General features: G+C 53.0%; 16 protein-coding genes. 8 read left to right on the top strand and 8 right to left on the bottom strand.

Annotated elements, in window-relative coordinates; translation table 11 throughout:
* Positions 1 to 22: 22 nt before the first annotated feature.
* Together yhjD and EC840_RS18235 are read right to left on the bottom strand one after the other, a co-directional pair.
* Complete coding sequence (gene yhjD, locus EC840_RS18240) at positions 23 to 1147, bottom strand: inner membrane protein YhjD (protein WP_129637724.1); 1125 nt, start codon at positions 1145 to 1147, stop codon at positions 23 to 25.
* Between the two features lie 84 nt (positions 1148 to 1231).
* On the bottom strand, positions 1232 to 2131 hold the full coding sequence (locus EC840_RS18235; protein WP_181955534.1) for a LysR family transcriptional regulator: 900 nt from the start codon (positions 2129 to 2131) through the stop codon (positions 1232 to 1234).
* A 126-nt stretch (positions 2132 to 2257) separates the two neighbouring features.
* On the opposite strand from EC840_RS18235, the gene EC840_RS18230 reads away from it, so the two are divergent.
* The gene (locus EC840_RS18230; RefSeq protein WP_129637723.1) at positions 2258 to 3016 is read left to right on the top strand and encodes an SDR family oxidoreductase; all 759 of its coding nucleotides are present in this window, start codon (positions 2258 to 2260) and stop codon (positions 3014 to 3016) included.
* 3 nt (positions 3017 to 3019) lie between these two features.
* On the opposite strand, the gene EC840_RS18225 is transcribed toward EC840_RS18230, so the two are convergent.
* A complete protein-coding gene (locus tag EC840_RS18225) occupies positions 3020 to 3766 on the bottom strand; it encodes a flagellar brake protein (protein WP_113876912.1) in 747 nt (248 codons plus the stop codon).
* A gap of 451 nt (positions 3767 to 4217) precedes the next feature.
* Between EC840_RS18225 and EC840_RS18215 the strand changes: the two genes are divergently transcribed.
* From EC840_RS18215 to mqo, 5 genes are all read left to right on the top strand, one after another.
* Positions 4218 to 4760 (top strand): tetratricopeptide repeat protein, encoded by a 543-nt coding sequence (locus EC840_RS18215; protein ID WP_132966499.1) that lies wholly within the window; start codon positions 4218 to 4220, stop codon positions 4758 to 4760.
* Positions 4761 to 4840: 80 nt separating this feature from the next.
* Positions 4841 to 5296 carry a sigma-70 family RNA polymerase sigma factor gene (locus EC840_RS18210; RefSeq protein WP_314722490.1) on the top strand — a complete coding sequence of 152 codons (456 nt, stop codon included), beginning with the start codon at positions 4841 to 4843 and terminating at the stop codon, positions 5294 to 5296.
* On the top strand, positions 5293 to 6069 hold the full coding sequence (locus tag EC840_RS18205; RefSeq protein WP_132966496.1) for an anti-sigma factor: 777 nt from the start codon (positions 5293 to 5295) through the stop codon (positions 6067 to 6069). Before EC840_RS18210 ends, EC840_RS18205 begins: the two co-directional genes overlap by 4 nt.
* Before the next feature lie 303 nt (positions 6070 to 6372).
* On the top strand, positions 6373 to 8022 hold the full coding sequence (locus EC840_RS18200) for a malate:quinone oxidoreductase (RefSeq protein ID WP_113876916.1): 1650 nt from the start codon (positions 6373 to 6375) through the stop codon (positions 8020 to 8022).
* Between the two features lie 385 nt (positions 8023 to 8407).
* A complete protein-coding gene (gene mqo, locus EC840_RS18195; protein ID WP_112288026.1) occupies positions 8408 to 10060 on the top strand; it encodes a malate dehydrogenase (quinone) in 1653 nt (550 codons plus the stop codon).
* Positions 10061 to 10152: 92 nt separating this feature from the next.
* On the opposite strand, the gene EC840_RS18190 is transcribed toward mqo, so the two are convergent.
* The 4 genes from EC840_RS18190 to ebgR all read right to left on the bottom strand — a co-directional run bounded on the left by EC840_RS18190 (position 10153) and on the right by ebgR (position 16327).
* Positions 10153 to 11652 (bottom strand): amino acid permease, encoded by a 1500-nt coding sequence (locus EC840_RS18190; RefSeq protein ID WP_132966494.1) that lies wholly within the window; start codon positions 11650 to 11652, stop codon positions 10153 to 10155.
* A gap of 51 nt (positions 11653 to 11703) precedes the next feature.
* Entirely contained in the window at positions 11704 to 12156 is a 453-nt protein-coding gene (locus EC840_RS18185) for a beta-galactosidase subunit beta (protein WP_132966492.1), read from the bottom strand.
* Positions 12156 to 15212, bottom strand: coding sequence for a beta-galactosidase subunit alpha (ebgA, locus tag EC840_RS18180; protein WP_132966490.1), 3057 nt, complete (start codon positions 15210 to 15212; stop codon positions 12156 to 12158). The genes EC840_RS18185 and ebgA overlap by 1 nt, the downstream gene beginning before the upstream one ends.
* Positions 15213 to 15346: 134 nt before the next feature.
* The gene (ebgR, locus tag EC840_RS18175) at positions 15347 to 16327 is read right to left on the bottom strand and encodes a transcriptional regulator EbgR (RefSeq protein ID WP_207914774.1); all 981 of its coding nucleotides are present in this window, start codon (positions 16325 to 16327) and stop codon (positions 15347 to 15349) included.
* 212 nt (positions 16328 to 16539) lie between these two features.
* Between ebgR and ygjJ the strand changes: the two genes are divergently transcribed.
* The gene (gene ygjJ, locus EC840_RS18170; protein ID WP_132966486.1) at positions 16540 to 17622 is read left to right on the top strand and encodes a protein YgjJ; all 1083 of its coding nucleotides are present in this window, start codon (positions 16540 to 16542) and stop codon (positions 17620 to 17622) included.
* A complete protein-coding gene (gene ygjK, locus EC840_RS18165; RefSeq protein WP_243701090.1) occupies positions 17622 to 20003 on the top strand; it encodes an alpha-glucosidase in 2382 nt (793 codons plus the stop codon). Before ygjJ ends, ygjK begins: the two co-directional genes overlap by 1 nt.
* A 519-nt stretch (positions 20004 to 20522) precedes the next feature.
* On the opposite strand, the gene cytX is transcribed toward ygjK, so the two are convergent.
* Positions 20523 to 21776 carry a putative hydroxymethylpyrimidine transporter CytX gene (gene cytX, locus EC840_RS18160; protein ID WP_113876924.1) on the bottom strand — a complete coding sequence of 418 codons (1254 nt, stop codon included), beginning with the start codon at positions 21774 to 21776 and terminating at the stop codon, positions 20523 to 20525.
* Positions 21777 to 22077: the final 301 nt, after the last annotated feature.

The raw sequence follows: 22077 nt of genomic DNA, 5'->3' as shown, positions 1-22077 counted from the left end.
GCAATGCCTGATTTGGCATTATTCACTGCTTTTTAATCTCATTATCAGAATTAATTGCTGATATATGCATTTCATCTGGCACGATGAGATTGTCCGGCGTGTATTCACTGTCGTTTTCCGTGGCGTTTTTCTCATTTTTGCCTGCATTCTGACGGTGATCCGGCATTTTCGGATCATCTTTGTATTTTGCAGTCGCTATCCACGCCGCCACAAATAACGTCAGACGGGCGAAGAAATAGAAGAAAGCCATCAGCCCGATCACCGACCCGAACGCCGCGCCGGAAGGCGACGTCGCCAGTTTCGGCAGCGTCATGGTCATCACGAATTTGATCACCTCAAAGCCCACTGCCGCCAGCAACGTCCCGCGCAGCAGCGCTTTTTTACGTGGCTTGTGGCGCGGCAGCATCCAGAAAATCCACAGGAACAGCAAATAGTTGGCGGCAATAGAAATCACCAGCGTGATGCTGGTCATCACCGGACGCAGCCAGTCAATGCCGCCAAGACCCAGCGCATCGACAATGGTTTTTTGCGCGGCACCGGCAATCGACGTCAGCGACAGCGTGATAATCAGCGCCAGCACCAGCCCGGTCAGTGAAATAAAGTCGCGGATGTAGCGGCGGTAAATCTTTTCCTGATCCTGCGGATTACGTTCCCAGACATCGCGCGATTGTGCGCGGATCGCCTCGCGCAGATTTCCCATCCAGCTGATACCGGAATAGAGCGCAATCAGCAAACCGGATAACCCCACGGCGGTACGCTGCTGGATGGCGGTATTCACCGTGCTTTTCAGCGTGTTCGCCAGATTCGGGTCGCTGATGCTGTTGACGATTTTATTGATCAGCTCCGCCAGCAAATCGGGATTTGAGGCCAGCACAAAACCGACGGCGGCGAAGGACACCATCAGGATCGGGATTAGCGACAGAAACGAAAAATAGGTGATGGCCGCGCCAAACTGGCTGCCGAGGCGATCGTTAAAGCGCTCTGTGGTACGCAGCAGGTGGGCGACCCAGCCCCATGACTGAACGTGTTCTACCAGTCGTGAAAATCTGCCGATGTTTTTATCCACCGTAGAATTACCGGTTTTGATATTAATCAGCGGCTCGGGTTTTTCCTGTGTATCAGGTTCTTGTTTAGAAATGATGGGCATTGATCCATGTTGTCCTTAAAAGTGCATCCGGCTTTAAGTATAGACGCCTGAGCCGCCGGGACTAAGTCGCGGCGGTTTAAGCGGTCAGGCAATGAACGTTTGAGTAATGTCGGTCAGCCAGTCCATAAACACTTTCACGCGGCGGGAAAGGTTCAGGCGGTGCGGATAAACCAGCGTCACCGGCATTGGCGGCGCACGGAACTGCGGCAAAATACTCACCAGCTGACCGCTTGCCAGCGCGTCACGCACGCCGAGCAACGGCGCCTGAATAATGCCTAATCCGGCCAGACAGGCAGAGACGTAAGTTTCAGTGCTGTTGACCGTCACTGCGCCGCCGCTTTTAACGGTTTTCACCTGCTTACCGTCGAGATATTCAAAGGCGGACGTATGGCTGCCGAGAATTTGTTCGTAATGGACCATCGCGTGCTGCGCCAGCTGGTCTGGGTGATCAGGCGTGCCATAACGACGCAGATAACCGGGGCTGGCGCAGTTCACCACGCTGAGCTGCCCGAGCGGGCGGGCAATCAGGCCGGAATCTTTCAGCGTGCCGGTGCGGATCACGCAATCGAACCCTTCGCGCACCACATCCACACGATGATCGGTACAGCTCAGCTCAATTTCCAGCGCAGGATAACGGTTGAGGAATTCGGCCAGGCGCGGCAGCACCAGACTGGTCGCCATGCCGGTGGTCATATCAACCCGTAACCGCCCGCTGACGCTGGCCGGATTCGACTGAAACATCGACTCAAGCTCCTCCATGTTTGCCAGCAGCTCTTTACAGCGCTGATAAAACACCTGCCCGTCCTGCGTCAGCTGCACGCGGCGCGTGGAACGGTGCAGCAGGCGTGCCGACATGCGCGTCTCCAGCTGCTGGACGAGGCGCGAGACACTGCCTTTTGGCAAACCGAGACTTTCTGCTGCACGGGTAAAATTACTCAGCTCCGCCACGCGAACGAAGACCTGCATTGATTGAATTTTATCCACATTTTGCCCGATTGTTGTTGGTATTGAGACAGTGAAACTCATTATGAACCATTTATCGCACTCAGGTAATCCAATAGGCTATGTTTCAACCGATGTATCAGTGACAAAAATCCAAAGAGGCCCAAAATGAACCGTAAAATCGCTATTGTGACCGGCGGAAGCCGTGGATTAGGCAAGAATGCCATTGAAAAGCTGGCAAAAAACAACGTTGATATCATTCTGACTTACCACAGCCAGGCGGATGCGGCGCAGGCGGTGGTGCAATCAGTTGAAGCACAGGGCGGAAAAGCGGTGGCGCTACAGCTGAATACCGGCGCGTCCGGCAGCTTTGACGCTTTTGTGGCGCAGGTAAAAACTCAGCTGCAACAGGTCTGGCAGCGCGACACTTTTGATTTTCTGGTGAACAATGCCGGTGTGGGTTTGCATGAGTCTTTTGCGGATACCACTGAAGAACAGTTTGACCTGATGATGAACGTCCACCTGAAAGGGCCATTTTTCCTGACGCAGAAACTGCTGCCGCTGATGGCAGACGGTGGACGCATTCTGAATGTTTCCAGCGGACTGGCGCGTTTCGCACTGCCGGGCTCTTCGGCTTACGCCATCATGAAAGGTGCGATTGAAGTGCTGACCCGCTATCAGGCCAAAGAACTGGGCGCCCGTGGCATTACCGCGAACGTGCTGGCACCTGGCGCGATCGAAACGGATTTCAGCGGCGGTATGGTGCGCGATAATCCGGAAGTGAACAAAATTGTCTCAGCCAATACCGCACTGGGACGCGCCGGTTTGCCGGATGATATTGGCGGGATGGTGGCGATGATGCTGAGTGATGAGGCAGGCTGGATGACCGCCCAGCGCATCGAGGCTTCAGGCGGTATGTTTATCTAAACCCTAATCGTGCTGAAAACGCTTTGCTTTCATATGTTGCTGTTTTTCCAGCTCGAAAATTGCCCGTTGCAGGTCGCGTTCCTGCGCGGGCGATAAATTCGGAAACTTAAAACTCAGCCGCTGTTTGCTGACAGTTTCACCTTTATTGCTCACCGATTTGCGCGCCATCGCGCCGATGTACTGCAAATCCACTTTGAATTTCCCAAGCTCGGCCAGTTCGATCAGGGAATCTTTCAGCACTGCGCCTGAACTGATTTCCGGCGGCGTCATGCCGTCAATCTCCAGCCCCAGCCCGCCAAGAGAAATATCCCTCACGCGATAGGCAAAGTCTGTCGTGTCCGGCAGTTTTCCGCTGCAACGGTAATCCGGCAGCCACGGCACATTCACACGGAAATACTCACGACGCTGAATGGAATACAACACGGGTGGGATATCACAGGTGAAAGTAGGCAAACCTTCATACGCCACCTGACGAACTTTACTGCATGAAAATTCGACCTTTGCGCCTGCCGGTTCTGCCACAAAATTCAGCGTATCGGCGTCCATTGCCAGACTATTTTCATAATCTGAGCTGCCGAGATCGAATAAAAACTGGTGGTGGTCAGCGTCGACGTCCAGAATTTTGCTGATAAATTGCCCGCGGGAATGGCTGACCATCACCAGTGTCTGGTTCTTCTTCAGGTCACGCAGAACGGACAAGATTGCCAGCGTGTTCCGCTTCGCAAACGACTCTTTAGATACTTCGCTCACCTGCCGCACCTCATAAGAAATAAATGCAAAATTATGGCGCAGCCGTTGACGTGTAAGGCGCCCAATACGGATTATCGGCCACTGAGAACAAAACTTTATCGCGTAATAACGTGGTTTTTGACCGGCCCAAAGGGAAATTGTGCGCCGCAGGACGCTGTTTGCGCGTCCCTGATTTATATATAGGCTATCTTTGGGCGTTCTGACGTCTCTTTTCTCCTCCGTTTTTATCATTTAAAACATATCGGACGAAAATTATTTTCCCTCACACCGAATAGAAACCGGTCCTCAGGTGTTTACCTTATATCGAACACTGACGGGCTGACTATTTTGCTGCACTCGCTGACCGCTCTGTTCCACCATTACGTTCTCCGCGACGGCATTCTGCGCCGCATGTTACCGGGCAGCGCAGGCCGCCCGTAAATCATCCGTTAATCCCCTACAGGACATCATCATGAAGACAAAAACGGTAATACAGGCGCTGTCGGTTGTGTGTCTGGCTGGCAATCTGCTGTTTTTCAGCGCGGCAGCGAATGCGATGGGCGACGATTCCGACGCGAAGAAAACGCCGGACTGCCCGAAAGGACAAATCTATGACAGCAAAACCAAAAGCTGCATGGTGGATAAAGGCAGCATGATTTCCGATCAGGATAAAACGCAGTACGCCTATCATCTGGCGAAAACCGGGCGTTATCAGGAAGCGCTGACCGTGCTGGATACGCTCAAAGATCAGAACACCAAAGAAGCCTGGAATTATCGCGGCTATGCCACCCGTAAACTGGGGCGCACCGACGAAGGCATCAGCTATTATCAGAAGTCGATTGCGATTGACGCGAATTACGCCAAAGTTCGGGAATATCTCGGCGAGGCTTATATGATTAAAGGGCGTCCTGATCTCGCCAAAGCCCAGCTGGCGACCATCAAAGGCTTATGCGGCACCGGCTGCGAAGAATACCGCGACCTGAGCGCCGCCATCGACGGCCACCCGGAATCCTGATCACGGAGAAACGATAAATCTCACCGGCAGACTTACGTTCTGAACTGAGCCAGTGCCTGTCACGTTTGTGGCGCTACGCGATGGTGTTATCGCGCAAGCATGACGTGGCAGACGATCTGGTGCAATCCACCTGCGTGCGGGCGCTGGAACGCTGCGCGCAGGTCGCCGACAGCACCGGCGTGGATCGCTGGCTCTTTTCTATTCTGCACTCTATATGGGTTAACGAACTCAGGGCGCAGCACGTTCGTCAGGGGCAGAGATTTGCGGATGTGGATGAAACGGAGGCGCCCGCCGACACGCTGTCTTTTGAAGAACGTCACTGGCATACGCAGGTGATGCAACGGGTGAACCGGCTGCCGGAAGCCCAGCGCAACGCGGTGTTTCTGGTGTACGTCGAAGGTTTTACCTATCAGGAGGCGGCAATGACACTGAGTGTGCCCGCGGGCACTATCATGAGCCGTCTGGCGGCCGCACGGCTGACGCTGGCAAAAGATGCCGGTGCCTCCACAAAACCGCAGCAGGGAGAGAAAAAATGACCCGTGAAGTCCCGTCTGCGCCTTATTCCGATGAAACCCTGGTCGCTTATCTCGATAACCAGTTAAGCGAACCGCAGCGCGCAAAATTTGAAGCACAACTGGCGCAGGATGACGTGCTGGCGCAGCGGCTGGCGCAGATGTCGCGCAGTAATTTACCCTTCCACGACGCGTTCGGTGCGATGTTACAGCAAGCGCCGGTCGGCAAATTACAAGCCGCGCTGGATGCCATTCCCGATGTTCCGGCTGCCGGTTCGCGCCGCTTTAGTCGTCGCGCACTGCTCGCCGCGTCGGTAAGCTTTCTGGCCGTCGGGCTGCTGGCAGGGCGTTATTCGACGCTTTTTGAATCGGATGATAACTGGCGTGCGCGCGTGGCGGATTACATGTCGCTGTATACCGAGCAGACGCTGGCGGATGTGTATGATTCTGCGGGGCAACAAAAAATCCAGCTGGCGCGGGTGCAACATACCTTAGGTATCGCACTGAGCCCGGCGGCGCTGGCGGTGCAGGGGGCAGATCTGAAAGATGCCCGCATGTTGCATTATGACGACTATGACATCGCGCAAATCACCTATCTGGATGTGCGCTACGGCCCGATGGCGCTGTGTATTACGCGCAGCGAACACCGTGACACTACGGCGCAGCAGAGTGAAATCCGTCGCGGAATGAACGTGGTTTACTGGCGCAACGCCGGTCACAACTTCATGCTGATTGGCCACAGTCCGGCACCGGCTCTGGCCGCGCATGCTGCGGCTTTGCAGGCGAATCTGGCCTGAGTAATTTCGTCACGTCACTAACTTATGTAATTATTTAAAGTATTAAACTATTTTTAATGCACGTAACGGCAATGTTAAATTGTTTACGAAATCTCGATAATATGAGTATTCGGTAACATTTGTGTGGTTGATTTGTCGTTCTTCGCCGCGGTTTTCGTTACTCCCCATTATTGTCCTTTCATACTCTGTGGAAATAATCGCTTATTTCCCACCGCACCGGGTTGTTGATTTCGTTTATCCAGGGGAAATCTGGATAGCTTTCACCTGCAAAACTAAAACTAAACATTCAGAGAAACAGACGTCATGAGAAAGATACTCGCCATGATCCTCTGCCTTAACGTGGTTGCTTTCAGCCAGTCAGCGTTGGCAGAAGATGAAAAACCCGTTGATGTGTTACTGATCGGCGGCGGCATTATGAGCGCGACGCTGGGGACATACCTTCAGGAATTAGAACCGAACTGGTCAATCGACATGGTTGAGCGTCTCGACGGCGTGGCGCTGGAAAGCTCCAACGGCTGGAACAACGCCGGTACCGGCCACTCTGCGCTGGCGGAAATGAACTACACGCCGGAAAAAGCCGACGGCAGTATCGATATCTCCAAAGCGGTCGAAATCAACGAATCCTTCCAGATTTCCCGTCAGTTCTGGACCTATCAGGTTGAGAACGGCGTACTGCACAATCCGCGTTCCTTCATCAACAGCACGCCGCACATGAGTTTTGTGTGGGGTGACGACAACATCAATTTCCTGCGTAAACGTTTTGCGGCGCTGCAGCAAAGCACGCTGTTCCGCGGCATGGAATATTCAGAAGACCCGGCGCAAATCAAACAGTGGATCCCGCTGGTGATGGAAGGGCGCGACCCGGCGCAGAAAGTGGCCGCGACCCGTATTCCGATCGGTACCGACGTGAACTTCGGTGAAATCACCCGTCAGCTGGTGGCCTCATTGCAGAAGAAACCTAACTTCTCGCTGAGCCTCGGTCATGAAGTGCGCGACATCAAACGTAACCCGGATAACACCTGGAACGTGACCGTTGCCGACCTGAAAAACGGCGACAAAGAAAGCGTCATCAAAGCGAAATTCGTGTTTATCGGCGCAGGCGGCGCGTCACTGACGTTGCTGCAAAAATCCGGCATTCCGGAAGCAGATAACTACGGCGGCTTCCCGGTCGGCGGCGAATTCCTGGTGACCGAGAACCCGGACGTGGTGAAACGCCATCTGGCAAAAGTGTACGGTAAAGCGTCTGTCGGCTCACCGCCGATGTCCGTACCGCACCTCGACACCCGTATTCTGGATGGCAAACAGGTTCTGCTGTTCGGGCCGTTCGCGACCTTCTCCAGCAAATTCCTGAAAAACGGTTCCCTGTGGGATCTGTTCGGCAGCGTGAATTTTTCCAATATCATGCCGATGACCCACGTGGGTATCGACAACTTCGATCTGGTGAAATATCTGGTCAGCCAGGTGATGTTGTCCGACGACGATCGTTTCGATGCGTTACGTGAATACTTCCCGGATGCGAAGAAAGAAGACTGGCGTCTGTGGGAAGCGGGCCAGCGTGTGCAGATCATCAAAAAAGATGAGAAAGAAGGCGGCGTTCTGCGTCTCGGCACCGAAGTGGTCAGCTCTAAAGATGGCAGCATTACCGCGCTGCTGGGCGCTTCTCCGGGCGCATCCACTGCGGCACCGATCATGCTGCACCTGATGGAAAAAGTGTTTAAAGACAAAGTCGCGACGCCAGAATGGCAGGCCAAACTGAAGGACATCATCCCTTCTTACGGCACCGAACTGAACGGCAACGTGGCCGCGACCGAGAAAGAACTGGGCGACACCAGCCGCGTTCTGATGCTCGACAACCCGCAGCCAAAAGCGGCGGAGCCGGCACCGGCAGCGGACAATTCTTCAGCCCCTAAAAAGGGTGAAGAGCAGAAGCAGGTTGCAGACGTCGCGTTGTAATCTGATTCCGTAAAAAGTGATCGTAAAGGCGCGGGCAACTGCGCCTTTTTAACATCTCATTTTTGCCTCAAAACCCGATTTAGCACGAATAGCTCGTTCTTTGACCGCCCCCAGGCCCTCCAAAACCCCTTTGCAGAATCCCTCAAATCCAGCGGTGACGCGGCCTGAAGCGCTGTCCGGTATCCCGTTTGCCTGTTTTTTTGAAACGTTAAATCCTTTTTTAAATTATGTAGTGATAATGTTATATTCGTAGCCAGTATTTTAAAAAATGAAGTTTCAGTAACGATCCCGCGTGTTTTTTTGCTAATTTCTTGTTCGACAGCCATAACAATATTCTTAACCGAATCGCCAAGAACAGAACTGAACATTTAGAGAAACAGACGTCATGAGAAAGATACTTGGTATGCTTCTCAACCGTGACTCACTGGGTGCCAGCGAGCCTGCGGCCGCAGAAGACGAAAAATCCGTTGATGTATTGCTGGTCGGCGGCGGAATTATGAGTGCAACCCTGGGGACCTACCTCCAGGAACTCGAGCCGGACTGGTCAGTCCATATGATTGAACGCATGGACGGCGTGGCGCAGGAAAGCTCCAACGGCTGGAATAACGCCGGTACCGGCCATTCCGCACTGGCAGAAATGAACTATACCCCGCTGATGCCCGACGGTTCTGTCGATATCACCAAAGCGGTAGCGATCAACGAAGCCTTCCAGGTTTCCCGTCAGTTTATGGCGTATCAGGTGCAGAAAGGCGTGCTGAATAACCCGCGCTCTTTCATCAACAGCGTGCCGCACATGAGCTTTGTCTGGGGCGATGAGAATATCGATTTCCTGCGCAAACGTTTTGCTGCGTTGCAGGAAAGCACCCTGTTCCGCGGGATGGAATATTCAGAAGACCCGGAACAAATCAGACAGTGGATCCCGGCAGTCATGGAAGGCCGTGATCCAGCGCAAAAAGTCGCCGCAACCCGCACCACCGCAGGCACCGACGTGAACTTCGGCGAAGTCACGCGCCAGCTGGTCGAAGCATTGCAGAAAAAATCCAATTTCACGCTGGCAAACGGTCAGGAAGTGCGTGATATCCAGCGCAATCCGGATAAAAGCTGGCGCGTGACAATTACCGATCTCAAACACAGCCACAAACACCACGTGGTGAATGCGAAATTCGTGTTCATCGGCGCGGGCGGGGCGTCTCTGACGCTGCTGCAAAAATCCGGTATTCCGGAAGCGCGTGAGTACGGCGGTTTCCCGGTCGGTGGTGAATTCCTGGTGACCGAAAATCAGGACGTGGTGAAACGTCATCTGGCGAAAGTTTATGGCAAAGCTGCTGTGGGCGCGCCACCGATGTCTGTTCCGCATCTCGACACCCGTATTATTGATGGCAAACAGGTTCTGCTGTTCGGGCCGTTCGCCACCTTCTCCAGCAAATTCCTGAAAAACGGTTCCCTGTGGGATTTGTTCGGCAGTGTGAACAGTTCTAACCTGCTGCCGATGACCCGCGTTGGCATGGGCAACTTCGATCTGGTGAAATATCTGGTCGGGCAGGTGATGCTCAGCGATGAAGACCGTCATGCCGCGCTGAAGGAGTTCTTCCCGCAGGCCGAGCAAAAAGACTGGAAACGCTGGGTGGCCGGACAACGCGTGCAGGTCATCAAAAAAGATGGCAAACACGGCGGCGTATTGCGTCTCGGCACCGAAGTGGTCAGCGCGAAGGACGGCAGTATCGCCGCCTTGCTGGGGGCTTCACCGGGTGCATCCACTGCAGCGCCTATCATGATGAAACTGCTGGAAACGGTCTTTAAAGAAAAAGCCGCCAGTGCAGAATGGCAGGCCAAATTCCGGGAGATCATCCCGTCCTATGGCACCAAACTGAATGGCAATATCGAAGCGACCGAGAAAGAGCTGTTGGAAACCAGCCGTATTCTGCAACTGGAAACGCCGTCGATGATCACCACGCCGGTCGCCGACGTGGTTCAGCTGCGACCGCTCGACGTTCAGGCCAAACAAGAGCCAAAACAGCCTGCGGATATTGCTTTGTAAATTTTTCTGTGTGACTTCAGATTCAGTAAAACAAAAACCGCCTTTACAGGCGGTTTTTTTATGTCTTTATTTTCTCTTCATGTGCCGGAGTTTTATGCCCCGGAAAGCGACTTTGCCATATTCTCTTTCTTCACCCGCGCCGTTTCATTCTGCGATTCCAGCACAATTCTCGCCAGCGGCGTGTCTTCGTGATATCGGGTTTTATCGTCCAGGCCTTTGGAATATTTATTGTATTTCCACCAGGCATAGCCGAGGAACAGCACCAGCCCGCCGACGTTATAAAATACAATGGTGATAATACTGGCGCCGGTCGGGAAGGTAGAGGCAATAAATCCGACGGTGAAAATCACAATCAGCGTACTGACGATGGTGATCCCCTGCATTCTGGAACCCATCTTAAAATCGCGCTCGACGCTGTCGTATTTAAGACGCAGATTCAGGTACGCCAGCATAATAAACAGCGGCGGCAGCATCGAGGCGGCGGCAGTCATGTTAATCAGCGTATTCATTAAATCCTGCACGCTGTCGGAACCTAACGTGGGGATTAACATCAGCGGAATAACGATAAGAAACTGGAACCACGCCGCGCGCGTCGGTACACCGTGTTTATTCAGACGAATGGTTTTCTCACCAAAAATCCCCTTGGGAATTTCAGTAAAGAAGATTTTGACCGGTGCGGCCGTCCACATCAGCAATGAGCCAAACATCGCGGTAAATGAAACTACGCCGACAAAGCGGTTCATCAGCACTGCCGGTAATCCAAAGTGCGCGGATAAACCTTCAAATACCTGCACCGTGCCGCCGGTAAAATGCAGCGAAGATTGTGCCACAAACACGTTAATCAGCAGCGAGGCGATGGAATACAGCACGCCGATCACCAGCCCGGAAATAATGATGACTTTCACGAAGGCGCGGCTGCCGCCTTTGACGTCATTCACGTATACCGCGACCGATTCCGCGCCGCCCGCGGCCTGGAATATCCACGCAATAATGCCCAAAAATGCCCAGTTAAAATGCGGCGTCATCGCCTGAACGTTAATCGGATCCGCCGGTTCCACGCCGCCCATCAGCGCCGCGCCCGCCAGCACGATATAAGAGAACGTCAGCAGCAGCATTAATGTCGATGTGACCGAGGTCATCGGCCCGAGTAATTTCGCACCGCTGTTGGAAATCAGCGTGGAAAAGGCAAACAGGCAGATGCTGATAATCGCGGTCGTGAAGGGCGTGAAAATATAATCGTGCCCTAAAAATGCGTAAGACGCATACGCGATCACGCGGGGAAGCAGCGCCGTGAAGAAAAACAAATTCACGAACCAGTAGGTGTAGGCGGTCATAAATGCCCAGCGGCCGCCGAGGGCACTTTTCACCCAGGCATAAACACCGGCTTCCGAGCTCTTATTTAACGAGACAAATTCGGCGATGATCAGGCAAAACGGAATAAAGTAAATGAGGGTCGCCACCAGAAATACCGGTGCCGAGGCGATGCCTAACTGGATGTTATTGTTGATGACGTTATTGAAGCTAAACACGGCGGCAAATGTCATGGATAACAACCCAAATTTGCCTATGGTATTTCGACTGGCCCCGGCCATAAATACTCTCCAACTGCGATGTTTGTAGGGTAAGTGGTTTTTGTTTTTTTATTATTTATTAACGAAATAACTCTCTTCGACGGTCACTTTTAAGATGACTTTTCTGACGTCTTTTTCCGGCCTGAACCGGCAGGCTTCGTGGTTTTCAAAAATGATCACGTCACCTTTACTCACTTTGATTGTTTCACCCTGACCGCTAAATAATTCGCGATCCGTTTCATCGTCATAAGTCGCCACGCAGTGCAGGGCCGATTTCGCGGAAAACTCGATTTCCTCTGCACCTTCAAGGTAATAATGCACATCGAAATAACGGCGGTGACCTTCGAATTCCGACGGCTGTTTTTCGCTGCCGCTGGCGAGCCGGTAAACCAGCGAATCGCCGACGGAATGGAAAACGCCGGGACGGATATTTTCCAGGTTATTAATGGCTTCCATGCAGCGCTGCCATTTTTTACCGCTGCGGTACAGCCGCTGAAATTCAGTTAAAGAGTCGAGAATAATCATCAGTTTTCCTCCCCGGAATGAAAGGTGAATTCCGCCAGGTGCAGGCTGTCTGTGTCTTTCTGGCTGAACGGCACCATCGTGAAGCCGTAGCTGAACGTCGAGAAATACACGCGATAAGAATCGAGCACTTCAGAACCCCAGGAATTGGAGCCGAGTCCGGAAATTTTGTGGTCGAGATTGAGCGTCAGGCAGCTGTCCGGCATCAGTTCGTCGATATGCTGCGCCTGTTGCAGCATCTGCGAACTGTACGGCCACAGGCTGAAATTCAATGGCTGGCGTGGCTGAATGAAAATCCCTTTTCCCGCATCATCGCGAAGGCTCAGCCAGCGGATATCCTGACGGTTGCCGTTGTCCTGCGGCATCGGGTAATTTTCAAATAAGCGGTTTACCGGCTGCTGATAATGACCGATGAGATTGGCCTGACAGCTGTCCTGATAGTTTTCATCCGGCCCGCGACCGTAATATTCCACCTGCGTAAAACGACGGCTGACGCCAAAATCGAGGCCGATTTTCGGGATAATAGAATCAAAATTACCGTAAGGCGTGCCGGATAAATCGAGGGTGACGACGCCCTGAGGCGATATCCGCCAGCGATAAGTGCAGCGCATACCAAAATCGAAAACAGGCGGCGCAATGATGCTGTGCACTTCAATCACCACGTCATCCTGCTGACGTTCCCAACGTATCTGCCGGAAATGCTGCTGCATGATATGCAGATGATTAGGCTGCCAGAGGCCTTCGAACTCCTGTTTATGGTTGTCGATGACCGGCTTAAAGAAATTGAGTGTCGGCGCACGGCCGGTGATTTCCTGGTTATCCACTTGCCAGCTTTTCAGTTCGCCATCCAGACGGGAAAATGCCAGCCGTAAACCCTCGCCGCTGATAATAAGCTGATGTTTTTGCTCATCGCATAACAGCGTTGCGGCTTTTTGTGGCGCGGGTTTTACGGCTGAAGGAAGCGCTGCCTGCAACAGCATCTGGTAATGCCCGAGAGAATGCTGCGCTTCACTGTACGCGGTCGCGCTGTTTTTGCGGATGCCGATATTCAGGAAAACTTCCTGCCCGCTGGCAGAAAATTCAGGCAGATCTAGTGTTTCGCATTCGCCCGGTTGCAGGTGCGGCAGGGATATTTCACGGGTTTCCAGGCAGTGTCCGGCGACCTGAACAGTCAGTGAAAGCGTGATGTCTTTCAGTGAACTGAACCAGTAACGGTTTTTGATGCGCAGCGCGCCGCCACTGAGACTAACGCCGACCGGGCACAACACCTGTTTATATTCCCGCAGACCGGGGCCGGGCGTCTGGTCGGGATAAATCAGCCCGTCCATACAGAAGTTATAGTTGTTCGGGTAATCGCCGTAATCGCCGCCGTAGGTATAACGCGTCTGGCCATTGACACCGGTTTCCAGTAATCCGTGATCGCACCATTCCCAGATGTAATGCCCCTGAAGGCTGTCATGGCGATTTAAAACGGCCTGATATTCCGCTAATCCGCCGGGGCCGTTGCCCATCGCATGCGCGTATTCGCAGATGATGCGCGGTTTGGCGTGCGGATATTCGCCGAACGCATTCATCATTTGCACGCGGGAATACATGGTGCTGATGACGTCGGTCACTTCGGCGTCGCGGTCTTCTTCGTAGTGAATAAGACGCGTCGGATCGAGCGCTATGCAGCGCTTCGCCATCGCGCGGATATTGCAGCCATAACCGGATTCGTTGCCGAGCGACCACATAATGATCGACGGATGATTTTTTTGCGCCATCACGTGACGCCCGATACGCTCCACATAAGCATGTTCCCAGCGTGGATCGTCGGTGATGCGGCTCAGATCCCCGACGTTCGCGAAACCATGACTTTCCAGATCCGTTTCGGCCATCACGAATAAACCGTAAATATCGCACAACTCGTAAAAGCGAGGATCGTTCGGGTAATGTGCGGTGCGTACCGAGTTAATGTTGTGTTGTTTCATTAGGATGATATCGCGCTCAACCCGCGCCATATCGACCGCGCGCCCTTTGCGGTGATCGTGATCGTGACGGTTTACGCCGTGCAGCTTGAGATAACGTCCGTTGATGTAAAACAGCCCGTCGCGCACGCAGATATCACGAAAACCCACGCGCTGCGGCACGACGCAAATCACCTGACCGGCGTCGTTATACAGTGTCAGCAGCAGCTGATATAACTCAGGATGTTCGGCGTTCCACTGGCGCGGATGGCTGACCGGAATGTCCAGACGACAGCGTGTTTCATCGCCGATATTCAGGTTTTCTGCCGACAACTCCGCCACGCAGACGCCATCGTCGAATAACTGCGCGTGCAGGCGATAACCGCTGACCGGCTTGCGAGAGTTACCGAAAATGGCATTAATGTTCAGCACGGCATCGCAGTAGTTTTCATCGAACGCGGTGACCACGGTGAAATCGTTGAGATGAACAGCATCCCGGCCGGTGAGATACACATCGCGGAAAATCCCGGCCATCCACCACATATCCTGATCTTCGATATAGGTCGAATCCGCCCACTGCAAAACGCGTACCGACAGCAGGTTTTCACCGGGTGCCACGCAGGCGCTGATATCGAATTCTGCACACAGGCGGCTGCCTTTGCTGAATCCGACGTAGTGCCCGTTCACATACACTTCGAAATAGGTTTCGACGCCGTCAAATTTGATCAACGTTTGTTTGCCTGTCCAGGCCGCATCAAGGGTAAAACGCTGCTGATAAGCGCCGGTCGGATTATTGGTGGGGACGTAAGGAACGTCGATAGGGAAGGGAAAACCTTCATCAGTGTATTGCAGCTGGCCGTGGCCTTCCATCTGCCACATGCCCGGAACGGTGATTTTGCCCCAATCCGTCATCGGCTGACGGTAGAATTCTTCCGGGACTAACGCCGGATGCTCAAAAAAGCGGAACTGCCAGCTGCCGCTGAGTAACTGAAAGTACTGGCTGGCGGCGCGATCGAAACGCAGCGCATCCTGTGGGTTTTCATAGCTGAAAAAGGAGGCGCGTGGCGGTAAACGATTCTCTGACTGCTTGTCGATATTTTCCCAATTATTCACGTGATCTCTCCTGAGACGTGTTTCTATGGGAGAGAAGATAGTAAATATTTAGTAAAAATAACTAAAAAGTTTTACTGATTGTCTGAGAGATCACAAAAAATAAAAAATCGGTCTGAAGATCATGCCGTTAAATTTTACCGGCGGGTGGTGTCGCGCAGCTGCAGCGATCCCGGCACAAATACCGACAGCGGCACGGTGCGTTCATCGCGCAGTCGTTCGGTCAGCAGGTTAACAGCCTGAGCGCCCATCGTTTCGGAATGGATGCGAACCGTCGATAAAGACGGGAAGACAAAGCGGGCTGTCGGAATGTCATTGACGCTGATCAGCGCAATTTGCTCGGGAATTTTAACGCCGTGTTCCAGCAGCGCGCGGGTCACGCCCAGCGCAATGGTATCGGTGGCAATCAGCAACGCCGGAGGATAAGGCGCTTTTTGCTGCAACATTTTCTTCGCACACTGATAGCCGGACTGGCTGGTGAAATTGCCGTACCAGATATCGTCTGGCTGGACGACGTTTTTCAGACGGCCATATTCCACAAAAGCCTGCTCGCGCTGATCCGGGAATTCAGGATGATCGCGACCGCCGATAAAGCCGATCCGGGAATATCCCTGGCCGATAAAGAAGTCGATGACTTTCTGGCTTATCTTAAATAAATCTACGTTAATGCAGTCAGACTGCGGGTCTTCCATCACGCCATCAATGAAAACAACCGGTGTGGATTGTTGCGCGAGCTGTGTATGCAGCGCGGGCTGAGGTTGGCCGATAACCAGAAAACCGTCGGCAGAAGGCAGTGCCTTTTCGCCGGTAAAGTCATAGCCCGAAATCAGGGTGATACCCAGCTTTTCGCATTGTGTTTCAATGCCATAGCGCATGGAAAGATAATAAGGATCATCAATTTCCAGCCCCTGCCGGTAAGTGAACAATGCGGCAAACGTCATGCGCTGCGTGGCATTGCGCCGGGAGGGAGAAACTTTATATTCCAGGCGTTCCGCCGTTTCTAAAATCTTCTGGCGGGTCTGCGCTTTCACGCTCAGGCTCGGATCGTCATTGAGCACACGTGAAACCGTCGCAACGGATACGTTCGCGGCCTCAGCGATTTCCTTCAAAGTAGCCATCAGCGTCTCATAATCAGGTAAACCAAAGCCGTAGCTTAATGTGATCAGCGGCTTATGTACACTGCTCACCTGTCCGCCAGCCTGCAAAATCTCACTGTGACAGAGTTAACGATTTACCTAATTTTAAGTATATTTTAGTAAAATATTTACTAGTATGCGTTTGACCTCTGCTTTCCCTATTCATAATAATCAAAACAGTGAAGCGCATAACGATGAAGAACACATCACTCAACATAATATTTTTACTTTTATTATTCTTATTACCAATGGATTTACTGGCGCAGGAAACGGTTGTTCCTGCCGAACACAATGAATTAACGCCGCCGGAAATAACACCGGCCAGCCGCGATGCTACCGCCTATCGTTTTTATGGCGAAATGGGGGGCGGTGGCAGCGTGTATTTAAACGGTAAAGATCAGCATAAATACAGCGACGGAACGTATATCGAAGGCGGCCTGGAAATAAAACACGGCAACTGGTTCGGGCTTATTTATGGCGAAGGCTGGACGGTGCAGGCCGATCATCAGGGAAACGCCTGGGTGCCTGATCACAGCTGGGGCGGATTCGAGGGCGGCCTGAACCGCTTTTATGGCGGTTACCGGACCGATCAGGGCACCGAATTTATCCTGAGTATGCGCAACGATTCCTCGCTGGATGATCTGCAATGGTGGGGCGATTTCACGCCGGAATACGGCTATGTGATCCCCAATACCCGCGATTTAACGCAGGCCCTAAAGGTGCAGAACCTGACCGGCAAGTTTCGCTACAGCGTGACTGCGGCACCGCAAAGCCGTGTAAATGAAAGCACCGCATTACTTCATTTCGGAAAATACGACCGTTATTCAGATAAATACACGTATCAGGCGATGGTCAACGGCTATACGCAATATGATTTAGCAGAAGGACTGACGCTGCTTAATGGCCTGGAACTCACCGACGGCACCGGTCAGTTATTCCTCGCGGGGTTACAGGGCAAAAATCTGGCAGGGCGCGTCTGGCATCACACCGGCAAGGGCGACAGCAGCCATTCCGGCCACGAATCAGGAATGATGGTCAGCGCAATGGTGGAAGCGACCACCGGTCTGTATTTATCGACCGCATACAGTTACGCCGAACACTCCCGGGATAATACATTCGACACCACCACGTCTTACGCACAGGCTGGTATCTGGTACGAATATTATGGCGGCCGGTTCGCGACGGCATTAGACAGCAAATTCTATATGAGCAATGACAATACCGGTGCCAGCAACTCGGTATTTCTTATGCAATATTTTTATTGGGGCAAATCATAATGAAACATATTAATCCGCACCGGCCGCTCAGTTTACTTATCTGCGCTGCATTATTTATTTCCGGACATGCGCTGGCAGAAACGGCCAATAGTTTACGGGCTGATTCTTTTAAAAACGTCATTAACCGCACAGGTGCGCCGCAATATATGCTCGATTATGATTTCGATGAGCATCAGCGTTTTAATCCTTTATTTGATGACGGTGCGTGGCACGGACATTTACTTCCGGCGGGACCGGAAGGTATGGGCGGATTTCCCGGACCGGCGCTGCTGACCGAAGAATATATCAATTTTATGGCCGATAATTTTGACCGGCTGACGGTGTATAAAGCCGGGCAAAAAGTCGCGCTGAGCATGGACGCTTACAGCATTCCCGGCGCGCTCATTCAGACGCTGACTGCCCCCGGTATCCGCATCGACATGACCTTGCGTTTTGTGACGTCACGCACTTCATTGCTGGAAACCCAAATCACCACTGATTCGCCGCTCGAACTGGTCTGGGACGGTGAACTGCTGGAAAAACTCCGCGCTCAGGAAGGAAAACCGCCATCGGATAAAACCATCGAACAGGAATATCCGGGATATACACGCCAGATCCTGCAAGCCGCAGACGGGCTGCGTGTGACTTTCGGCAAAGTGCGCGAGGCATCCAGCCTGATGACGTCCGGTGAGTCCGAATATCAGATCCACAAAACCCTGCCGATGCAGACCGAAATCAACGGCCACCGGTTTACCGGCAAAGCTAAAATCTCCGGTTCCACCACGATTTACACCACCTATTCGCATCTGCTGACGGCCGCCGAGATTCAGAAAGAACAGCCGAAAATCCGGGATATTCTGGCGCATCCGCAGCCCTATCTGGATGCCTCGCAAAAACGCTGGGAAGGCTATCTGAATACCGGTCTGACTAACCCGAAAGCAACCAAAAATCAGGAACGCGTGGCGGTCAAAGCCATTGAAACATTAACCGGCAACTGGCGCGGTGCGGCGGGTGCGATGAAGTTTGATTCCGTGACGCCTTCCGTTACCGGCCGCTGGTTCTCCGGCAATCAGACCTGGCCGTGGGATACCTGGAAACAGGCGTATGCGATGGCGCATTTCAACCCCGATGTAGCGAAAGACAATATCCGCGCCGTGTTTGCCTTTCAGATCCAGCCCGGCGACGTGGTTCGTCCGTGGGATGCTGGTTTTGTGCCTGATCTGATTGCCTATAACCCGGGCCCTGAACGTGGCGGCGACGGCACCAACTGGAATGAGCGCAACACCAAACCGAGTCTGGCCGCATGGTCGGTGATGGAAATCTACAAAACGACCGGTGATAAACAATGGCTGGCACAGATGTACCCGAAACTGGTCGCTTATCACGACTGGTGGCTGCGCAACCGTGACCATAACCATAACGGCGTGCCGGAATATGGCGCAACGCGCGACAAAGCGCATAACACCGCTGACGGCAAAATGCTGTTTACCGTCAGGGAAGGGCAGAAAGAGCAGACCGAATCCGGGCTGAAAAACTACGACCGCGTGGTGAAATCCGGTCAGTACGACAGCATCGAAATCCCGGCACAGGTGGCGGCGTCATGGGAGTCAGGGCGGGATGATGCGGCAGCCTTTGGATTTATCGACGCCGATCAGCTGGCGAAATACATCAAAAATGGCGGCAAAAAACAGGACTGGCAGGTCAAATTTGCCGAAAATCGTTCGGATGACGGAACGCTGCTGGGATATTCGTTGTTACAGGAATCGGTCGATGAAGCCAGCTACATGTACAGCGATAACAAATACATGGCTGAAATCGCTGACATTTTAGGCAAGAAAACTGAAGCCGCAGATTTTCGTGCAAAAGCCGTCAAACTGGCCGGATATATCAACACTTGCATGTTCGACAGCCGCAGCGGTTTCTTCTATGACATCCGGATTGAAGGCAAACCGCTGGCAAACGGCTGCGCGGGCAAACCGATTACTGAGCGCGGAAAAGGTCCGGAAGGCTGGTCACCGTTGTTTAACGGCGCAGCGACGCAGGCGCATGCCGACGCCGTCGTGAAAGTGATGAAAGATGTGCGCGAGTTCAACACCTATGTGCCGCTCGGCACCGCCGCACTGACCAATCCCGCGTTCGGCGCAGACATCTACTGGCGCGGGCGGGTCTGGGTTGACCAGTTGTATTTCGGCCTGAAAGGCATGGAGCAATACGGTTACCGCGAAGATGCCGTGAAAATGGCGCAGGCCTTCTTTGATCACGCCGATGGGCTGGTTTCGGATGCGCCTATACGGGAAAACTACAATCCGCTCAACGGTCAGCAACAGGGCGCACCTAACTTCTCGTGGAGTGCAGCGCATCTTTATATGCTGTACAACGATTTTTTCGGGCAGGGGAAATGAGGGAGTAAGGGCTGAATTTCAGGCACAAAAAAACCGCTTCAGAGAGCGGTTTTTTTGTTGGGTGATTCAGTTAGCGCTAAATCAACCTTTTAATACTAGCGGAAACAAGCAGCCCCAACGCTGAAAAGTTACACGATTAGGGCGAGATAGACAAGTCCCTGTGTGAAAAATAACCTTACACCAGGAATGGTCTTGATGCTAATCTTCTGCCGGGACTAATTCACCTGTTTAGCGACGGGTCACCGGGCTCAGGAATTAGCACTTGAGTACCGCGGGAATAAGCAGTCCCAATTCTGCTTGTCCTTCATCAGTCGGTCCCGGTGCTTATTGGTGAAACGCGGTTGTAAAAGGCCGCAACAATGAAAAAGTGTATTTATGCACTGATCGTTGTGCTGGGTTCTTTGATGACGTCGGAAAATGATGGATGGAACGTAAACGTTTCTCATATCAATATTAACGTCAACATAGGGTCTGGTTTGTAGTCATTAAGGAACCGCCCTTTGGGGCGGTTTTCTTAACTCAGTCTTTACGCCCTAATCCCCAGCACACCAGTCCCGCCACCAGAAGCGACGGGATCGTCGCGCCGACGTCAGGCAGCAGATTTGCCATCAGATGATAGACCGCGATACCGATAAACCAGGCCGCGACAGAGCAAATGTTCAGGTCCTTTTGTGTCTGCCGGCGCAGAACAAAATGATGCGTCAGTACCACGCCGAACAGCGGCGCAAATACCGAACCAATCAGCAGCAGGAAGTTTTCGTATTGCGTCAGCGGCACTGACCAGGCAATCAGCGTACACAGCAGGCCGATACCCAGCGTCAGTTTACCGACACTGACCGGCAGAGAAGTGCCCGCCGATACCGCCGCAGAGTGAATATCCGCAAAGGCATTTTCATGTTCATCCACCAGAATCAGCAACAGCGGGATACCCAGCGCAACGCCAGAAAGCGCCAGCAGCAGCGCATTGGCATCGGTCGATGTGCTGACAAACGCCAGCGTATAAGCGACACCGAGTGACATCATCCACACGCTGCCGAGGAAATATCCGCAGGCGGTGCCCCAGAAATTTTGTCGCGCAGATTTGCCGAAACGGGTGTAATCCGACACCAGCGGCAGCCATGAAAACGCCATCGACACCACGATATCGCAGGCCAGCGCGAACGGCATCGAACCGTCTCCGGCTTTATGCCACAGCGTCGATAAATCCGCGTGCAGGAACAGATAACCGGTCAGCCATGCGCAGCTCGCCAGCAGCAACCAGATACCCCAGCGGCGCAGCACCACGCGGATAAACGCCAGTGGCCCGCTGGCCGCTAGCAAGGTGGCGACGATGCCGAAAATAAACGTCCAGAGGGTCGGATCCGCCCAAAAGCTGCCGTCGCCCCAGGCCCGTTTTGCCAGCAGACTGGCGGCATCGCGCATCACCACAATTTCAAATGCGCCCCAGCCGACCAGCTGGATCAGATTGAACAAGACCGGCAACGCCACGCCACGTTTTCCGAGGCTCAGCTTTAGCGACGCCATTGAAGACAAACCGGTTTGCCCGCCGGTCACCCCGACCAGCGCCAGCAGCGCAACCCCGACGGCTGATCCCAACACAATCGCCGCCAGCGAACCCGCCAGCCCGAGTCCCGGTGCCAGAATCGCCCCGGCCTGCAACACCATCAGGCCCATACCGAGTGAGAACCACAACGAGAATAAATCAGACCAACCCAGCACCCGTGATTTTTCCGGCACAGACGCCTGCGGGGAGTAAATACTATTATCTTTCATGAGGTTAATTTCGTGGCTAATGCGAATGCCTGTTATAGCATATTGCGATGTGATCCTGATGAAGGGGCTGGGGAGAAGCGCACTTTTCGATTTTAATAGCGGAATTTCAGGTACAAAAAAACCGCTTCAGAGAGCGGTTTTTTTGTTGGGAGATTCAGTTAGCGCTAAATCAACCCAGTTTCACGCTTTAATAATAAGCGGGATCAGGCAACCCAAACGCCTCTAACTTACACCAGGGGTGGGAAGGCAGCAAGTTTAAATTCTGTACACATATCCTTATTGTTTTTATGGTCTTGGTGGT

This window comes from Rahnella sp. JUb53 (assembly GCF_004346065.1).
Lineage (GTDB): Bacteria > Pseudomonadota > Gammaproteobacteria > Enterobacterales > Enterobacteriaceae > Rahnella > Rahnella variigena.
The sequence above is the reverse complement of the archived record's forward strand: the minus strand, read 5'-3'. Positions and strand labels throughout refer to the sequence as shown.